Source organism: Caballeronia sp. LZ043, assembly GCF_031451075.1.
Taxonomy (GTDB): domain Bacteria; phylum Pseudomonadota; class Gammaproteobacteria; order Burkholderiales; family Burkholderiaceae; genus Caballeronia.
On record NZ_JARUXT010000004.1, the window covers coordinates 1,108,595 to 1,122,797 of the forward strand.

At 64.4% G+C, this 14,203-nt stretch carries 17 protein-coding genes and 1 riboswitch; of the genes, 6 read left to right on the top strand and 11 right to left on the bottom strand.

Features of this window, described 5'->3' with window-relative positions:
- Nucleotides 1–36: 36 nt before the first annotated feature.
- From QCE64_RS32635 to QCE64_RS32645, 3 genes are all read right to left on the bottom strand, one after another.
- On the bottom strand, nt 37–1,260 hold the full coding sequence (locus QCE64_RS32635; protein WP_310008275.1) for a PepSY-associated TM helix domain-containing protein: 1,224 nt from the start codon (nt 1,258–1,260) through the stop codon (nt 37–39).
- A 187-nt stretch (nt 1,261–1,447) separates the two neighbouring features.
- Nucleotides 1,448–1,822: an H-NS histone family protein gene (locus QCE64_RS32640; RefSeq protein ID WP_310008277.1), complete on the bottom strand. Its 375-nt coding sequence runs from the start codon at nt 1,820–1,822 to the stop codon at nt 1,448–1,450.
- A gap of 105 nt (nt 1,823–1,927) precedes the next feature.
- Nucleotides 1,928–2,800 (bottom strand): LysR family transcriptional regulator, encoded by an 873-nt coding sequence (locus tag QCE64_RS32645; RefSeq protein ID WP_310008279.1) that lies wholly within the window; start codon nt 2,798–2,800, stop codon nt 1,928–1,930.
- Between the two features lie 138 nt (nt 2,801–2,938).
- Here QCE64_RS32645 and QCE64_RS32650 point away from each other — a divergent pair, with 138 nt between their 5' ends.
- The gene (locus QCE64_RS32650) at nt 2,939–4,183 is read left to right on the top strand and encodes an MFS transporter (RefSeq protein ID WP_310008281.1); all 1,245 of its coding nucleotides are present in this window, start codon (nt 2,939–2,941) and stop codon (nt 4,181–4,183) included.
- A 10-nt stretch (nt 4,184–4,193) separates the two neighbouring features.
- Here the strand turns inward: QCE64_RS32650 and QCE64_RS32655 are convergent, their stop codons facing one another.
- Together QCE64_RS32655 and QCE64_RS32660 are read right to left on the bottom strand one after the other, a co-directional pair.
- Nucleotides 4,194–4,685 carry a YbaK/prolyl-tRNA synthetase associated domain-containing protein gene (locus QCE64_RS32655; protein ID WP_404987731.1) on the bottom strand — a complete coding sequence of 164 codons (492 nt, stop codon included), beginning with the start codon at nt 4,683–4,685 and terminating at the stop codon, nt 4,194–4,196.
- Entirely contained in the window at nt 4,685–5,653 is a 969-nt protein-coding gene (locus tag QCE64_RS32660; RefSeq protein ID WP_310008283.1) for a threo-3-hydroxy-L-aspartate ammonia-lyase, read from the bottom strand. Before QCE64_RS32660 ends, QCE64_RS32655 begins: the two co-directional genes overlap by 1 nt.
- Nucleotides 5,654–5,846: 193 nt before the next feature.
- Between QCE64_RS32660 and QCE64_RS32665 the strand changes: the two genes are divergently transcribed.
- The gene (locus QCE64_RS32665; protein WP_309926858.1) at nt 5,847–6,479 is read left to right on the top strand and encodes a PAS domain-containing protein; all 633 of its coding nucleotides are present in this window, start codon (nt 5,847–5,849) and stop codon (nt 6,477–6,479) included.
- Nucleotides 6,480–6,493: 14 nt separating this feature from the next.
- Here the strand turns inward: QCE64_RS32665 and QCE64_RS32670 are convergent, their stop codons facing one another.
- Nucleotides 6,494–7,378 (bottom strand): NAD(P)H-binding protein, encoded by an 885-nt coding sequence (locus QCE64_RS32670; protein ID WP_310008285.1) that lies wholly within the window; start codon nt 7,376–7,378, stop codon nt 6,494–6,496.
- A 105-nt stretch (nt 7,379–7,483) separates the two neighbouring features.
- On the opposite strand from QCE64_RS32670, the gene QCE64_RS32675 reads away from it, so the two are divergent.
- Nucleotides 7,484–7,915, top strand: a complete 432-nt coding sequence (locus QCE64_RS32675; RefSeq protein ID WP_309926861.1) for a helix-turn-helix domain-containing protein — start codon at nt 7,484–7,486, stop codon at nt 7,913–7,915.
- 7 nt (nt 7,916–7,922) lie between these two features.
- Here the strand turns inward: QCE64_RS32675 and crcB are convergent, their stop codons facing one another.
- Nucleotides 7,923–8,315: a fluoride efflux transporter CrcB gene (crcB, locus tag QCE64_RS32680; protein ID WP_310008286.1), complete on the bottom strand. Its 393-nt coding sequence runs from the start codon at nt 8,313–8,315 to the stop codon at nt 7,923–7,925.
- A gap of 57 nt (nt 8,316–8,372) precedes the next feature.
- A riboswitch (Fluoride riboswitch) is annotated at nt 8,373–8,434 on the bottom strand.
- A gap of 207 nt (nt 8,435–8,641) precedes the next feature.
- On the opposite strand from crcB, the gene QCE64_RS32685 reads away from it, so the two are divergent.
- Entirely contained in the window at nt 8,642–9,553 is a 912-nt protein-coding gene (locus QCE64_RS32685; RefSeq protein ID WP_310008287.1) for a sterol desaturase family protein, read from the top strand.
- Between the two features lie 70 nt (nt 9,554–9,623).
- On the opposite strand, the gene QCE64_RS32690 is transcribed toward QCE64_RS32685, so the two are convergent.
- Together QCE64_RS32690 and QCE64_RS32695 are read right to left on the bottom strand one after the other, a co-directional pair.
- Nucleotides 9,624–9,821: a hypothetical protein gene (locus QCE64_RS32690; RefSeq protein WP_309935112.1), complete on the bottom strand. Its 198-nt coding sequence runs from the start codon at nt 9,819–9,821 to the stop codon at nt 9,624–9,626.
- Between the two features lie 274 nt (nt 9,822–10,095).
- Nucleotides 10,096–11,598 (bottom strand): MFS transporter, encoded by a 1,503-nt coding sequence (locus QCE64_RS32695; RefSeq protein WP_310008289.1) that lies wholly within the window; start codon nt 11,596–11,598, stop codon nt 10,096–10,098.
- 167 nt (nt 11,599–11,765) lie between these two features.
- Here QCE64_RS32695 and QCE64_RS32700 point away from each other — a divergent pair, with 167 nt between their 5' ends.
- On the top strand, nt 11,766–12,257 hold the full coding sequence (locus QCE64_RS32700; protein ID WP_310008291.1) for a hypothetical protein: 492 nt from the start codon (nt 11,766–11,768) through the stop codon (nt 12,255–12,257).
- 29 nt (nt 12,258–12,286) lie between these two features.
- Nucleotides 12,287–12,913 carry a superoxide dismutase gene (locus tag QCE64_RS32705; RefSeq protein WP_310008293.1) on the top strand — a complete coding sequence of 209 codons (627 nt, stop codon included), beginning with the start codon at nt 12,287–12,289 and terminating at the stop codon, nt 12,911–12,913.
- A gap of 40 nt (nt 12,914–12,953) precedes the next feature.
- Here QCE64_RS32705 and QCE64_RS32710 read toward each other — a convergent pair whose 3' ends face one another.
- Nucleotides 12,954–13,352, bottom strand: a complete 399-nt coding sequence (locus QCE64_RS32710) for a hypothetical protein (protein ID WP_310008639.1) — start codon at nt 13,350–13,352, stop codon at nt 12,954–12,956.
- Between the two features lie 212 nt (nt 13,353–13,564).
- Nucleotides 13,565–14,188, bottom strand: a complete 624-nt coding sequence (locus QCE64_RS32715) for a TetR/AcrR family transcriptional regulator (protein WP_309820841.1) — start codon at nt 14,186–14,188, stop codon at nt 13,565–13,567.
- Between the last annotated feature and the right edge of the window lie 15 nt (nt 14,189–14,203).

A 14,203-nucleotide genomic window follows, 5' to 3' on the forward strand; every position in this document is an offset into this window, starting at 1 on the left:
GCGCTGGCTTGAAGAGTGTCGCCAGCGCTCAACACGCTAGGAAGCGATGGAACGGCCGCGCGCCGCCCTTTCGCTTGAGGCCGCCGCCGATTGCCGGCGTGCGGCGCGCTTGCGAATCCAGATCATCAGGCCGGTAATGCTCAGCACCGCCACCGCGATGCCCACCGCGCTCACGAGAATGCGCCCGCCAATGCCCACGATGCGCCCCGAATGCAGCGGAAACTGCGCCTGCATGAAGATGTCGCCGGCCGAGCCGCGTCCGGGAATGGTCGAACCGGCCAGCGCGCCGGTCTGCGCGTTGTAGTAGAGCCAGGCGTTGCCGAGGCCCATGTCGCCGTGATCGTGGCCCGGCGCGAAGAAGCCGACGCCGTAGGCCTTGAACATCGGCGCGTAGTAAAGCGCGCCCATCGGCTGGGTGAGGTTCTGACGTTGCGCGTCTTGCGCGGCTTTCTGAAGAATCTCCTCGCGCGTGGCCAGCGGCTGGCCGGGCGGTCCGGCGCGCACCAGCGCGGGGTTGTCGAGGAAGGACGGCGAGAGCTTCGAGAACGCCGAGACAACCGGGCGCACCACCGGTTCGGAGAGGTTCATCGAAATGGATGTGAGGGCCATCGTCAGCAGCAGGCCCCAGATCCAGACGCCGCCGGAGCGGTGCAGGTCGAAGGTCAGCGCGTAGCCGCCGCGCTTCACGCGAAACGCAAACGACTTGCGCCACGCCTTCACGCTCGGGAACGACAGGATCAGCGCGATGCCACTGTCGAAGAACCACAGGATCCCGACAATGCCGAGCAGCCAGGTGCCCACGTCGATTCCGCCGACGAACGGCAGATGCAGCGTGTAATGCAGCTTGTAGAGGAACGGCATCAGGTCGATGCGCGCGAGCGACACGGCGCCCCACATGCGCTGCGCCTGCACCTGGCCAGTCGCGGGATCGACGGCGATCTGGTTGTACGCGACCTCGAACGGCGCGTTGGTGGCCGGATTCGTGCGCGACATGACCATCATCTGCGCGGTGTGGCCCGGCTCGACGCCGAGCGGCATGTAGGTCACTTCCACGCGCGGGTCGGCGGCTTCGATACGGCGCGCGAGTTCGAGCGGCGGCAGCGCGGGGCCGTCCGTGCGGGCGTGGAAGAACGCGGGATTGAGCCACGCGTCGATCTCGTGATCCCACGCGATGATGGCGCCCGTGAGGCCCGAGACGAACAGGAACAACGCTGTGGCGACGCCAAGCCAGCGATGCAGGCGAACCATGACCGGCCTCATGCCTGCGGGTCCTCGGAACAACGGTCGTGCGCGACGGGTTTCATCGAAATCTTGCGGCGTAAATAGGAATTGTTCGCAAGTTTATCGACGGCAAGCCTGATTCACAAGGCTTTCGTAAGGTGCTGACGAAGTTTCGAGAGGTATGCAGCGCTCGGTGCGTGAAACGAGCCTTGCGCCGCCCGATGCCTCAATGACCTTCCGGGAACAGCGCTGCCTGAACCATCGCGCGGGCGGCGGCGTGCCGGTCCGCCAGGAATTCGTCGCGATTCTTGCCCGCGATCCACGTCGGGGCGCGGCCACGGCCGCTCCAGGTGGCGCCGCTGACCGGGTCGCGATATTTCACCGGAGATTCGGCCGCCGGGGTCTGCGCGCTTTGCCCGGACGATTCCGACACCGTCTTGCGGCCCATCAGTTCGGCCAGCGAGATGCCGTACTCGCGCATTTTTTGCACGATTTCGCGCAGCACATGCTGGGTTTCCTTTTCTTTTGCTTCGGCCAGTTGTTTGTCCAGGGCTTCTTGCTGCGCCCTCAGTTTGGCGATTTCAACGCTTTGATATGCCATGGTCTTCTTGAAGATTCGCCGCGATCCGGCGACTGTTGTGTTGTGTTCGGCGTTCGAAATTCTACGACATTCGCGAATGGACTTCGAACACCCCTCCGGCGTTCCTCAGGCGAGTTCGAGAAAGTTGCGCACGACGGACGACGGATCGTCGCGCCGGGACGCAATGGCCAGCCGCGCGCGCAAGCCATGCGCCAGCAGCGGCCGATACACCACGCCCCGCACGCGCACCTGCGTGATCGACTTCGGCACGATGGAAATGCCCAGCCCCGCCGCCACCAGCGTCACCGCCGACGCCATCTGCGGCGCGGGCTGCGCCAGTTGCGGCTGGAACCCGGCGGCGGCGCACGCGGCGACGATGTCGTCGAACAGCGTGCCGCCCGCCACGCGCGGCACCTGCACGAAGGGTTCGTCGGCGAGATCGGCCAGCGCAATGCGTGTCTTCGACGCCAGCCGGTGCGCGACCGGCAGCGCCACCAGCATGGGTTCCTCGCGCCAGTCGCTTTGCAGCAGCGCATCGGCGACACGCCGCACCGGCCGGATGATTCCCACGTCCAGCTGGCCCGCTTCGAGCAGGTCCAGCAGCACGCCCGAGGCCGCCTCGTGCAGCGCCAGCTCGGCTTCGGGATAGCGTTCGCGGAAGCGCCGGATCAGACCTGAGACGTGTTCATTGAACGCAGCGGTGCCGGTGAAACCGACCCGCAGATGTCCGGTCTCCCCGCGTGCGGCACGCTGCGCCGCCCGCGCCGCGCGCTGGGCGTCGTCGAGCACGCGCCGCGCCTCATCTGCGAAGACTTTTCCGGCCTGTGTGAGTTCGGCGCCCCGCGCGCTGCGTCTGAACAGTTCCACGTCGAGTTCCTGCTCGAGTGCCTTGATCTGCTGGCTGAGCGGCGGCTGGCCGATGCCCAGCTGCTCGGCCGCCTTGGTGAAGTTCGACGTCTCGGCGACGGCGAGGAAATAGCGCAAGTGGCGAAGCTCCATCCTTTTTAATCCCCGATGCCGCTCAACATTCGAAAAGGCCAGTGCTGAAACATATCGCTGCCCATGTTTTCATATATTGGACATATGGCTCGACATTGGCAAGAATGAAGTCAACTTTCTTCTTCAATCAATCAGGCGATGTCCTCCCCTTCCCTCACATCCCCGGTGGATGGCACGCGGCGCGACGCGCCCTCGAACGGCGTCCTGCCCAGTTCGTCCGCCTACCGGCGCATCGCGCTCGCGCTGTTTCTCGCCGGTTTCTCCACGTTCTCGCTGCTGTACTGCGTGCAACCGTTGCTGCCTGCGTTCTCGCGTGAATTCGGCATCGGCGCGGCGGCGAGTTCGTTATCGCTGTCGCTCTCGACCGGCTTCCTCGCGGTCTCCATCCTGTGCGCCGGCGCGCTGTCCGAACGCGTCGGACGGCGCGGACTGATGTTTGCATCAATGACCTCGGCGGCGCTGTTCAACCTGCTGGCCGCCAGCGCGTCGAGCTGGGACCTGATGCTCGTCTGGCGCGCGCTGGAAGGCTTCACGCTCGGCGGCGTGCCGGCTGTCGCCATGGCCTATCTCGCGGAGGAAATCGCGCCCGAAGGACTCGGCCTCTCGATGGGTCTCTATGTGGGCGGCACGGCGTTCGGCGGGATGATCGGACGGATCGGCATGAGCGCGCTGGAGCAGTATTTTTCGTGGCGCACGGCGATGTCGACGATCGGCGTGATCGATCTCATCGCGGCTCTCGCTTTCGTGATGCTGCTGCCGCCTTCACGACGCTTCGTCAGGCGCACCGACCTGACGCTGCGCCATCACCTGCGGCTGTGGCAGGCGCAACTGCTGGACACGCGTCTTCCGTTCGTCTTCACGATCGGCTTTCTCGTGATGGGCGCGTTCGTGACGGTCTACAACTACGCCGGTTTCCGCCTCATCGCCCCGCCCTTCAATCTCGATTCGACCCAGTGCGGGCTCATCTTCGGCGCGTATCTGTTCGGGATGGTGTCGTCGTCGAGCGCGGGCGCGCTGGCCGACAAGCTGGGCCGCGCGCCGGTGCTCATCAGCGGCGTCGTGGTGCTCGCCGCCGGTCTCGCGCTGACGCTATCCGCATCGCTCGTGGCGGTGATCGCGGGCATCGTGCTCGTGACGATCGGCTTCTTCATCGCGCATTCGGTCGCGAGCGGCTGGGTCGGAAGGCTGGCCGGTTCGGCCAAGGGTCACGCGGCCTCGCTCTATCTGCTCGCGTATTACCTCGGGTCGAGCGTGCTCGGGTCGATTGGCGGCGCATTCTGGCAGCACGGCGCATGGCCCGCCGTGGCGGCCTACGTCGCCGTACTGCTCGTGCTGTGCCTTTGCGTGGCGCTGCGCGTCATTCGACCGCCCGCCGAAGCGTGATTGATGCGCATCATGCGCACAACGGACTGACAAGCGGCCGGGCGATGCGCAGATAATCGTCCGACGCGAGCAGCATCGAGCGATCGAGCCGGCCCGCATTGAACGCGATTTCGTCGAAGCGTTCGATCAGTTCCGGATCCACGATCAACTTCACCGCGGGCGAGAAAGAAAACGGCGGAATTGCGCCGATCACGCAGCCGGTCTCGCGCTGCGCTTCCTCCGGGGTGGCGAGTGTGGCCTTCCTGATGCCCGCTGCCTTGGCGACCTTCTTGAAGTCCAGTTTCCTGTCGCCGGGAAGAATGGCGGGGATCATCTGGCCGTCCGCGTCCTTGCTCTTGCAGAGCATCGCCTTGGCGCCCTGTCCGGGTTCCGTGCCGCGCAACGCCGCCACCAGATCGCAACGACCTTCCTCCGGATGCTCGAGCACGCGATAGCGCGCGCCTTCCCGCTCCAGCGCGTCGATCAGCTGATCGAACGGCGTGTTCATGGCGGACGTGACCATCACACCGCCGCCAGCGAGCAGAAGCGTTCCAGGTCGATGTTGCCGCCGCTGATGATCACGCCCACGCGCTTGCCCGCCAGTTGCTCGCGCAGGTTCAGCGCAGCGGCAAGGCCGAGACAGCCGGTGGGCTCCGCCAGCATCTTCATGCGTGTCGCGAAGAACTTCATGGCTCCGACCAGATCGGCATCGGATGCGGTGAGGATGTCGTTCACATCGCGCTTGATGATCCCGAAGGTGATGTGCCCGAGATGCTGAGTCTGCGCGCCGTCGGCAATGGTCACCGGCGTGTCGATATGAACGATTTCGCCCGTGCGGAAGGAGCGCTGGCCGTCGTTGCCCGCTTCGGGCTCGACACCATGCAGCACGCATTGCGGCGCCAGCGCACGCGTGGCCAGCGCCGTGCCGGACAGCAGCCCGCCGCCGCCGAGCGGCACGAACAGGTGATCCAGCGCACCGGTTTCCTCGAACAGTTCCCGGGCCGCCGTGCCCTGGCCCGACAGGATGTCCGGGTGATCGTATGGCGGAATCAGCGTGAGACCGTTTTCCTCCGCGAGACGGCGGCCGATCGCTTCGCGGTCTTCCTTGTAGCGGTCGTAGACAACCACTTGCGCGCCGTAGCCCTTGGTGGCGGCGACCTTCGCGGCGGGTGCATCGTGCGGCATGACGATGGTGGCCGGAATGTTCAACAGCTGCGCGGACAGCGCGATGCCCTGTGCGTGATTGCCGGACGAGAACGCCACCACGCCGGCCTTGCGCTGCTCGGCCGAAAACTTCGACAGCGCATTGAACGCACCGCGAAACTTGAACGCGCCCATGCGCTGGAAGTTCTCGCACTTGAAGAAGAACTCGGCGCCGGTCAGCGCATCGAGCGTGCTGGAAGTCAGAACCGGCGTGCGATGCGCGACGCCCGCAATGCGCGAGGCGGCAGCCTCGACGTCGGCGTAGGTGGGGAGGCTTGGAGTCGTCATGTCGGACATGCCGTGAGAAGGGTTGGCCAGGGTCACACTGCGCATGGCACGTCACGATTCCGTGCACTGGACGCGTCGCGCATTTTCAACATTATGTCTATTTTTGTACAAAAAATCAATGCGCGCGACGGCTTGAGATGGCATGCTTTGTACTCGTTGACGCAACCCGACGCGACCGACCCGTCCAGACACCATGACCCAAGCCAAGCTCACCGTCGAACAGCGGACCATTCTCGAACAGGTCAAGCAGATCGCCGCGGGTCTGGGCGAAACACTGGCGCCGTTCACGGAGGTCGTCGTGCATGACCTGCGCTCGCCGAAACACGCGGTGCTTGCCATTCACAACAATCTGTCGGGCCGCAAGGTCGGCGATCCGGCAACGGAACTCGGCCTGGCCCGCATCGCAGACGACGCCTATCCGCAGATTCTCGCGAACTACGCCAACCGTTTCGCGGACGGCCGGCAGGCGAAGAGCACGTCGATCGGGATCAAGGATTCGGACGGCCGCTATATCGCGGCGCTCTGCCTGAATGTCGATGTCACGCTGTTCCGCAGCCTGACCAATATGCTCGAGCAGTTTTCGTCGCTGGGTACGGACGGCGTGCGGGAATCGCTGGATCCGTCGAGTGCGGATTCGCTGCGTGAGCGCATCGACCGCTTCGCCGTGAGTCAGGCGACCACGCCGCAGGCCCTGCGCGCCGACCAGCGCCGCGCGCTGATGCAGGCGCTGAAACAGGAGGGCTTCCTGGATTTGCGGCGCTCGATGGAAACGGTCGCGCAACATCTCGGCGTGTCGCGCGCGACCGTTTATAACGACGCCAAGTAAAGCCACTGCGCGCGTCAGCCCGCGTATCCGGCGCCGGCTTCTTCGAGATGACGCGCCAGCCGCCGCGGCGCGCGGCCGATCAGCGATTCGAGATGATCGGTCACGATGGAAAGATTGCCCGCGCGGGTTTCCACATCGGCCGAGACGAGGACATCGACGAATACATCCGGCACACCGGCCGCTTTCAAGCCCGCTGCGAGCTGTTCGTCCGTTACTTCCACGAGCGCCAGCGGCTTGCCCGTCGCCCGCCGCGCGAGTTCAGCGATCTCTTCGCGGTTCAGCGCTTCCGCGCCCGTCAGCGTGTATGTGTGGCGCCCGGCGTCCGGCGTGGCGAGCGCGGCCGCGATGGCCTCGGCGATATCCTCCCGCGCCACATAGGACGTTCTGCCACCGCGCGCAGCCGAATGCCATGTGCCGCTCGCAAACGCGCCGGGCAATGCCATGTGCAGGTTTTCCTGATACCAGCCGTTGCGGAAAATCGCGTACGGCAGGCCGGTCTGCTTGATGGCCCGTTCAGTGCCGAGGTGATCCGGCGCGAAGCTCAACAGCGAACTGCCCGGATTGGGAAGCGACGTATAGGCAAGCCGTCCGGCACCTGCTTCTACCGCCGCCGCCACCGCATTGCGATGTTGCTTGAGGCGCGTATCGGCGCCGTCGAGCGCATCCGTCGAGATGATGAGCACGGTGCCGGCGCCTTTGAAGGCATCGGTCAGTGCGGCGGGATCGTCGAAATCGGCGCGGCGCACGTCGATGCCCTGCGCGGCGAGCTCGGCGAGCTTGTCCGGGCTGCGGCTGCCCGCGATGATGCGCCTTGGCCCGACGCCGCGCGCCAGCAAATGCTTGATGACCAGCCGCCCAAGTTGACCGGCTGCACCGGTCACGAAAATCGTATCGCTCATAGTCCTGCCTCATTCCGGGTGATACTCTCAATTTGAGAGCGCCTCGATGATCGGGCGTCGATCGTCTTCCGTAAAGAAGGCAGTTTTTCAGGAGATAGGCACCGAATGGGAACCACCAAGGTCAGTTCCAAGGCCGCGCCCAGCGCAGTCAAGACGATGCTGGATGCCGCGCGGACGAAGTTTGGTGATGTATCGAACTGTCCGGTGCGCGATGTCATCGACGTGATCGACGGACGATGGACTTCGCTGCTGATGATGGCGCTGGCCGAGCAGCCGTATCGGTTTGGCGAACTGCGGCGGCTCGTGCCGGACATCTCGCAGCGCATGCTGACGCAGACGTTGCACGAGCTTCAGCGCGACGGCTATGTCCACCGTGAGGTATTTCCGACCAAGCCGCCGGGCGTTGAATACAGCCTGACCGATCTGGGCCGCTCGATGTACGCCGCGCTGCACGTGCTGCTGCGCTGGGCCGACGAGAATCATGCGGCGGTCAAGGCGGCACGCGAAGTGTTCGATGCGGCGAGGCAGTCCGCGTAACGGCACTTCACGCGCCCAAGGCTGCGCGTGCGAGCGCCAGCCCGCCGAATATCCCGACGAAACCGAGCAGCAGCGTGCCGCCGACATAGAACATGACGGACAGCACGTCGCCGCGCTCCCAGAGCAGCGCGGTCTCGAGCGAGAACGTGGAATAGGTGGTGAAGCCGCCGATGATGCCCGTGGTCAGGAACAGGCGCACGCTCTGGTCGGCGTGGCCGCGCAGCGCGAACCAGCCGGCCACCACGCCCATGGCGAACGAGCCGAGGACGTTGATGCCGAGCGTTCCATAGGGAAATGACGGACCGAAGAACGCGAGGGACGCTCGCCCGGCCAGGTGACGCGCCATCGAGCCGAGGCCGCCGCCGACAAAGACCAGAACGAGGGAAAGAAACGATTGCACGAGGAAACTCCTGTCGGACGTGCGCGCACCCTTGCAGGCAACGAGGTCGCGCAACGCAATTCAACAGGAGTCATCAGCCGGACGGCGGTTATCGGGGGCACCCCATCCCCATCGAGCGAGACTTTAGCATCTCTTCCGGCGACGGCGCATCTTCGCTTGCCGCGCCTGAACCTTCGTGACATGACTCGCCGCAAACGCTTGTCCCACAAGGCACGCGGGATCGAACGGACGCGCTGACATGAGATGAAACAGTTTGCGCGTGGATTTCGACCGGGCCGCTCGCCACAATGGGTTCATTCACAATCCACCCACCAAGGCGAACCATCATGGAACTGGAACTGCTTGGAAAAATCTCGCTGTACGCGATGGGCATCGTGCTCACCGCGTCGCTGATCGAAGCGCTCGTCCTGCACTTCAAACACAAAGGCACCGACCGCGCCTTCGACTGGCATGAAGCCTGGATCTCTCTTGCCGATCTCGTCGGCCGCAAGCTGCTCGCATTCGTGCCGATCTCGCTGGCCACGCCGGTCTTCAACTTCGCATGGGAGCACCGGATCCACACGGTCACGAGCAACACGGCGCTCACGATCTTCCTGCTCTTCATCGGACAGGAGTTCTGCTACTACTGGTATCACCGCGCCTCGCACACGATCCGCTTCTTCTGGGCGAATCACGCCGTGCATCATTCGCCGAACCAGTTGACGCTGTCTTCCGCCTACCGTCTTGGCTGGCTGACCAAGCTTGCCGGTTCGGCGCTGTTCTTCACCCCGCTCGTGTGGTTCGGCGTGAAGCCCGACGTGGTGCTGGCGGTGGTGTCCATCAACCTCCTCTATCAGTTCTGGCTGCACGCCACCTGGATTCCGAAACTTGGCTGGCTCGAATATGTGCTCAACACGCCTTCGGCGCACCGCGTTCATCACGCCTCGAATGCCACCTATCTCGATGCCAACTTCGGCGGCGTGCTGATTGTCTTCGACCGGCTGTTCGGCACCTATGTGGAGGAACGCGCTGAAGAGCCCTGCGTTTACGGCCTCACGACGCCGACAACTTCGCATAATCCGGTGGTCGTGGAACTGGAGCATTGGGCGAGTCTCGTGAAGGATGTGGTGCGGGCGAAGAGCGTCTCCGATGCAATCGGCTTCGTGCTGCGTCCTCCCGGCTGGCTGCCGAACGGCGAGGGACACACAACCGAAGCACTTCAGAAGCGTGCCAAAACGTTGGAACACAAGAACGCCTGAGCGAGCGCGGGACCGAAACAACGTGGGCGGAACGCATCTTCCGCCCACGTTGCATCTCGGCGGGCGAAGCTTAGAACGTGACCGACTGGCTGATCACTTCCTTGCCGTTGACGAAGATGGTCGAGCTTGCGCTGCCGGTCGTGCCCGTGGTCGGCGTAGTGGTGGAACTGGGAACGCCGGGCACTTCGATGATGGTCGTGGTCGACTGCTTCCTCGCGCCGCCGGCAACGTGGGACACACCCAGAGCGCTTCTTTCGATCTTGATCATGTTGTTCTACTCCTTAGTCAGATAAAAACGGCCGATCAGCCGTTGACCCGAAACTCGGGATCTTTGCCTCTACATTCCCAATTAGTCAGTAAATCGAAACATCAGGAATGTGAAGCCATTGTAAGGTTGAAGTTGAGCGTTCAACTTCGTGAAAACTCTCAAAACACCGGGTGGTTGTATGTCATTTCGTTATCCCACACAATTTACGCAGTGGTCGGAAACCGCCTATTGTTCTCGCCGTTCGACTCTGCTAAATCACGTCGACCCGGCGCATTCAAGCGTGTTTTCGTATCGTTGCCGCCGCAACGCCGGATGCCGCGAATGCGCACAGCGCGGAGAGCAACGCAACGGCACGCAGGCCTGCGGCAATGGCGCCGGCCTCCGCGCCGCCGACGCGCAACACGGCGTCGCGCGACCATACAAACGCAATGCCCAGCACGGCAATCGCCAGCAGGCCCGCCACGCGCGCCACCGCGTTGTTGATGCCTGAAGCAATGCCCGCGCGCGCGCCCGGAACCGACGCCATCACGGTCGTCGTCAGCGGCGCGACGGTGATTGTCATGCCGAGGCCGAGGACCACGAGTGCCGGAAGGAACCCCAGCCAATAGCTGGCCGGCGCGACACGCAGCGCCAGCATCACGAACCCGATGCCGGCGATGCCCGGCCCCACGGTAAGCAGCGCCCGCGCGCCGTGCCGGCCCGTCAGTCCACCTGTGAAGCGCGACAGCAGGCCGATGATGAGCGGCATCGGCAGGAGCGCAGCCCCGGCCTGTGCCGCGTTGAATCCATAAGCGCGAATCAGCGTGAACGGCAGGAAGAACAGCACCCCGCCCAGCCCGAAATACAGCAGCAAGGTGACCACGTTGGCGCCGGTGAAGTCGCGGGAATGGAAGATGTCGAGGGGAATCATCGGATCGCGGCTCCTGGCCTCGATGACCAGGAACACGGCAAGCAACAGCACGCCCGTGCCGATCATGCCGAGCACCCGCGCAGCGCCGAAACCGTGCGCAGGCGCTTCGGTCAGCCCGTAGGTCAGTGCAGCAAGTCCGGCGGCGGCGCTCACCGCTCCGGGCCAGTCCAGCGTCGACGGCGCGTCGGCCTTCCGGCTGTCGGGCACCGAGAGCAGCGCCAGCAGGATCGTCACGGCGGCCAGCGGCACGTTGAGGAAGAAGATGGCGCGCCAGGAGAACGCATCGACGAGCCAGCCGCCCGCCGCCGGTCCCACCGACGACGTGATCGCCCCCACGCCCGCCCACGTGCCGATGGCCCGGCCGCGCTCGGCGCCGTCGAACACCGCGCCGATGATCGCGAGGCTGCTCGGCACCAGCAGCGCCGCGCCGATGCCCTGCACCGCGCGCGCCGCGATGAGCCAGCCGGTGTCCGGCGCGAAGCCGCACGCCGCCGACGCCGCCGTGAACAGCGCAATGCCGGCGACGAAGATCGTGCGCCGTCCGAGCTTGTCGCCCAGCGATCCGCCGACCAGCACGAGCGCGCCGAGAAACAGCAGGTAGGCGTTCACGACCCACTGCATCGCCGCGATGCTCGCGCCCAGTTCGCTCTGGATCGACGGCAAGGCGACGTTCACGACCGAGCCGTCGATGAACGCCATGCTCGAACCGAGAATCGTCGCGGACAAGGCGAGCCGCTTGCGGGTACACGGCGCGTCGTTGGCGCACGGCTGCACGCGGATGATGCCTTCGTCGCAAGGACTCGCCTGCGCCGCGACCGCATGCGGGCGTTCGCGGAGTTCGTGGCTTTCGGTGGATGCGCTGGCCAAGATGCCTTCCCCGTCTTGTGGACACCGCTCCAGTAGAGGCCAAAGCCGCGCGTATGTCCACGTCGGGAACGGGGTTGGCAAGGCCAAATGATAATGGTTATCATTGACTCACCCGAGTACGCAGACGCCAGGTCGACGCAAAGGGCGATGGAACAGGAGCCCTCGCCATGCATCAGCAGATTGCCGACCTCTCATCGGACACGTCCGTTCCCTGCCAGCCGACCCTCGCGTTGTGGGAAGCCGAAATGCGTCAGGCCGTCCAGGACGAACGCGACGGACGCGCCGCACTGGCGCTCGCCGGTTATGAGCGGGCGTTGTCGATCGCGCTTCGGCTGATCGACGCGCCGCCCGCCGGCCGCGCCGACGATTGCCTCGCCGCGCTGGTCGTCGCGCATCACAATCTCGCGGACCTGCATGTCGCGCAGGGCGCACCCGATCGCGCGGCGCCCTGGTTGTGCCGCGCGCACGCGACCCTGATCGCACTGACGCAAGCCGCCGACCGGCCCGCAACGCTGCGCCAGGCCGCCTTGCGCCACAGCCGCGAAACCTATGTCGCGCTGATTCGCCATCTCGCCCGTCACGGGCCGCATCCGCTCATTGCACACGCCATCGCCGACGGCGACGCCGCGCTTCACCCCAGCCACACCGCGCGGCACTGATCCCCACTTCGAACCGAAAGGAGCATTCGATGCCTTACACCCTGCCTCCCCTGCCTTATGCCTTCGACGCACTGGAACCGAACATCGACGCCCGCACGATGGAGGTCCATCACACGAAGCATCACCAGACTTACGTGAACAACCTCAACGCGGCGCTGGAGAAGTCCGACCGCAAGGACGAGCCGGTCGAGAGCCTGATCGTGAATATCGATGCGTTGCCCGAAGCGCTGCGCGCGCCCGTGCGCAACAACGGCGGCGGCCATGCGAATCACAGCCTGTTCTGGACCGTGATGTCGCCGGAGGGTGGCGGCCAGCCGGACGGCGAACTGGCCCGGGCGATCGACTCGGATCTGGGCGGTTTCGATGCCTTCAAGGATGCGTTCACGAAGGCCGCGCTGACGCGCTTCGGCAGCGGCTGGGCGTGGCTCGAAGTCGACAAGCAAGGCAAGCTCGCGGTCAGCAGCACGGCGAATCAGGACAATCCGCTGATGAGCAGCATCGCATCGGGCAATAAGCCGATTCTCGGCCTCGACGTCTGGGAGCACGCCTATTACCTGAAATACGAGAATCGCCGGCCGGAATACATCGCGGCTTTCTATAACGTGATCAACTGGCCCGAGGTTGCGCGGCGCTATGCCGAAGCGCGCGGCAAATAGCCGCTTCTTTCAGGAAGATTGACCCCGGGAATGAAGAGAATCAGAAACCCCGGCGCATCAGGAAGGTCAATCCTTTCTCGTGCTCGTGATTCACGCCGAGTTGCGGATTGGCCTGAAAATGCCAGTCGTCTTCATCGCTGGCGAAATCGCTACGCGTTTTACCGGAATTGCCGAGCGAATAGGCAGGCAATGCCTGCGGATATTGCCGATCCGCCGTATTCGGATCGGCGAGACTGACACCGGCGCCGGACAAGGGCGCCGTGCCTGCATGTTTCTCGGAAACCCCATATGAGAAGCGTGCATGCACGGTTCGAACGGTGCGCACGCCGGCCGTTGAAACCACGGCCGGATAAGGAAAGAACACCATGCCTGCGGCGGCTCGTTCCAGAGGAAACAAGCGGGCCTGCTCATTGGCTGAAACCAGACTGCTGGCGATCATCACGACGCCGGCAATCCAGATGTTCCGGATAACGCGTGTCATCGAATGCCTGTAAGGCTGAGAATGGGATCCCGCACTCGGGTTCCGATGATACGTCCATCAGCAGTACGGATACTGTCGATGATTACCCTCGTGGTAAATCAGCCACTTATCGGAATGGCAGGCTGCGCGGATGCGAATTGAAGGCGAAAGCCCGCTGCAAAGTTATGGCGTTATTCCGTGCCGCCATTCAGCGCGACGCGCCGGAAGAAATGCCCGAGCACGCTTTGGGCAAACTCCGCCGGCACGGATTGCGGATCCGACGAATAGAAGAATTGCACGCCGTCGCACAAGGCAATCAGCCCGAGCGCCATTTGCCCGGCGGGCATGCTCAACGGCGTGCCCACCCGCTCTGAAAACGCCTCGATATAGTCCGTCGTGGTCTGCCTGAGCTCACGCATCAGCGCGTTGAAGCTGGTGCGAAAAGCGGCGTCGCGGCTCGCGTGCAGCTTCGCCTCGACCCACAGCAGGAAGCAGGCATTGTCCTGGTAACACTCGCTGTAGTACTGGAGCACGCGCGCTTCGAGATCAGCGCGCGAGGCCTCGCCGTCCTCGAAGATGGTCGAGAGGTGCTCCATGGTCGTGTCGTGATCGCGCTTGAGCACTTCGAGCAGCAACTGCGCCTTGCTGTCGAAGTTCGAATAGAACGCGCCACGCGTATAGCCCGCCTCGGCGGCCACGTCCTCGACGCTCGCCGCGCCGAAACCCTTCCTCATGAAAACGGCTTGCGCAGCGTCGAGCAAACGCTGGCGCGTCTGGTCACGGCTCTGTTCACGGGTCAGTCGTACGGGTTTCATGGGCCGAAGTGTAGC

Bases quoted from the DNA above. Each gene is read 5' to 3' on its own strand.
- QCE64_RS32660 (WP_310008283.1), bottom strand. From the start codon at position 5,653: ATGACGACTCCAAGCCTCCCCACCTACGCCGACGTCGAGGCTGCCGCC.
- QCE64_RS32715 (WP_309820841.1), bottom strand. From the start codon at position 14,188: ATGAAACCCGTACGACTGACCCGTGAACAGAGCCGTGACCAGACGCGC.
- QCE64_RS32655 (WP_404987731.1), bottom strand. From the start codon at position 4,685: ATGGTCACGTCCGCCATGAACACGCCGTTCGATCAGCTGATCGACGCG.
- QCE64_RS32645 (WP_310008279.1), bottom strand. From the start codon at position 2,800: ATGGAGCTTCGCCACTTGCGCTATTTCCTCGCCGTCGCCGAGACGTCG.
- QCE64_RS32670 (WP_310008285.1), bottom strand. From the start codon at position 7,378: ATGAGCGATACGATTTTCGTGACCGGTGCAGCCGGTCAACTTGGGCGG.
- QCE64_RS32640 (WP_310008277.1), bottom strand. From the start codon at position 1,822: ATGGCATATCAAAGCGTTGAAATCGCCAAACTGAGGGCGCAGCAAGAA.
- QCE64_RS32705 (WP_310008293.1), top strand. From the start codon at position 12,287: ATGCCTTACACCCTGCCTCCCCTGCCTTATGCCTTCGACGCACTGGAA.
- QCE64_RS32685 (WP_310008287.1), top strand. From the start codon at position 8,642: ATGGAACTGGAACTGCTTGGAAAAATCTCGCTGTACGCGATGGGCATC.
- QCE64_RS32650 (WP_310008281.1), top strand. From the start codon at position 2,939: ATGTCCTCCCCTTCCCTCACATCCCCGGTGGATGGCACGCGGCGCGAC.
- QCE64_RS32710 (WP_310008639.1), bottom strand. From the start codon at position 13,352: ATGATCGCCAGCAGTCTGGTTTCAGCCAATGAGCAGGCCCGCTTGTTT.
- QCE64_RS32665 (WP_309926858.1), top strand. From the start codon at position 5,847: ATGACCCAAGCCAAGCTCACCGTCGAACAGCGGACCATTCTCGAACAG.
- QCE64_RS32690 (WP_309935112.1), bottom strand. From the start codon at position 9,821: ATGATCAAGATCGAAAGAAGCGCTCTGGGTGTGTCCCACGTTGCCGGC.
- QCE64_RS32635 (WP_310008275.1), bottom strand. From the start codon at position 1,260: ATGAGGCCGGTCATGGTTCGCCTGCATCGCTGGCTTGGCGTCGCCACA.
- QCE64_RS32675 (WP_309926861.1), top strand. From the start codon at position 7,484: ATGGGAACCACCAAGGTCAGTTCCAAGGCCGCGCCCAGCGCAGTCAAG.
- QCE64_RS32700 (WP_310008291.1), top strand. From the start codon at position 11,766: ATGCATCAGCAGATTGCCGACCTCTCATCGGACACGTCCGTTCCCTGC.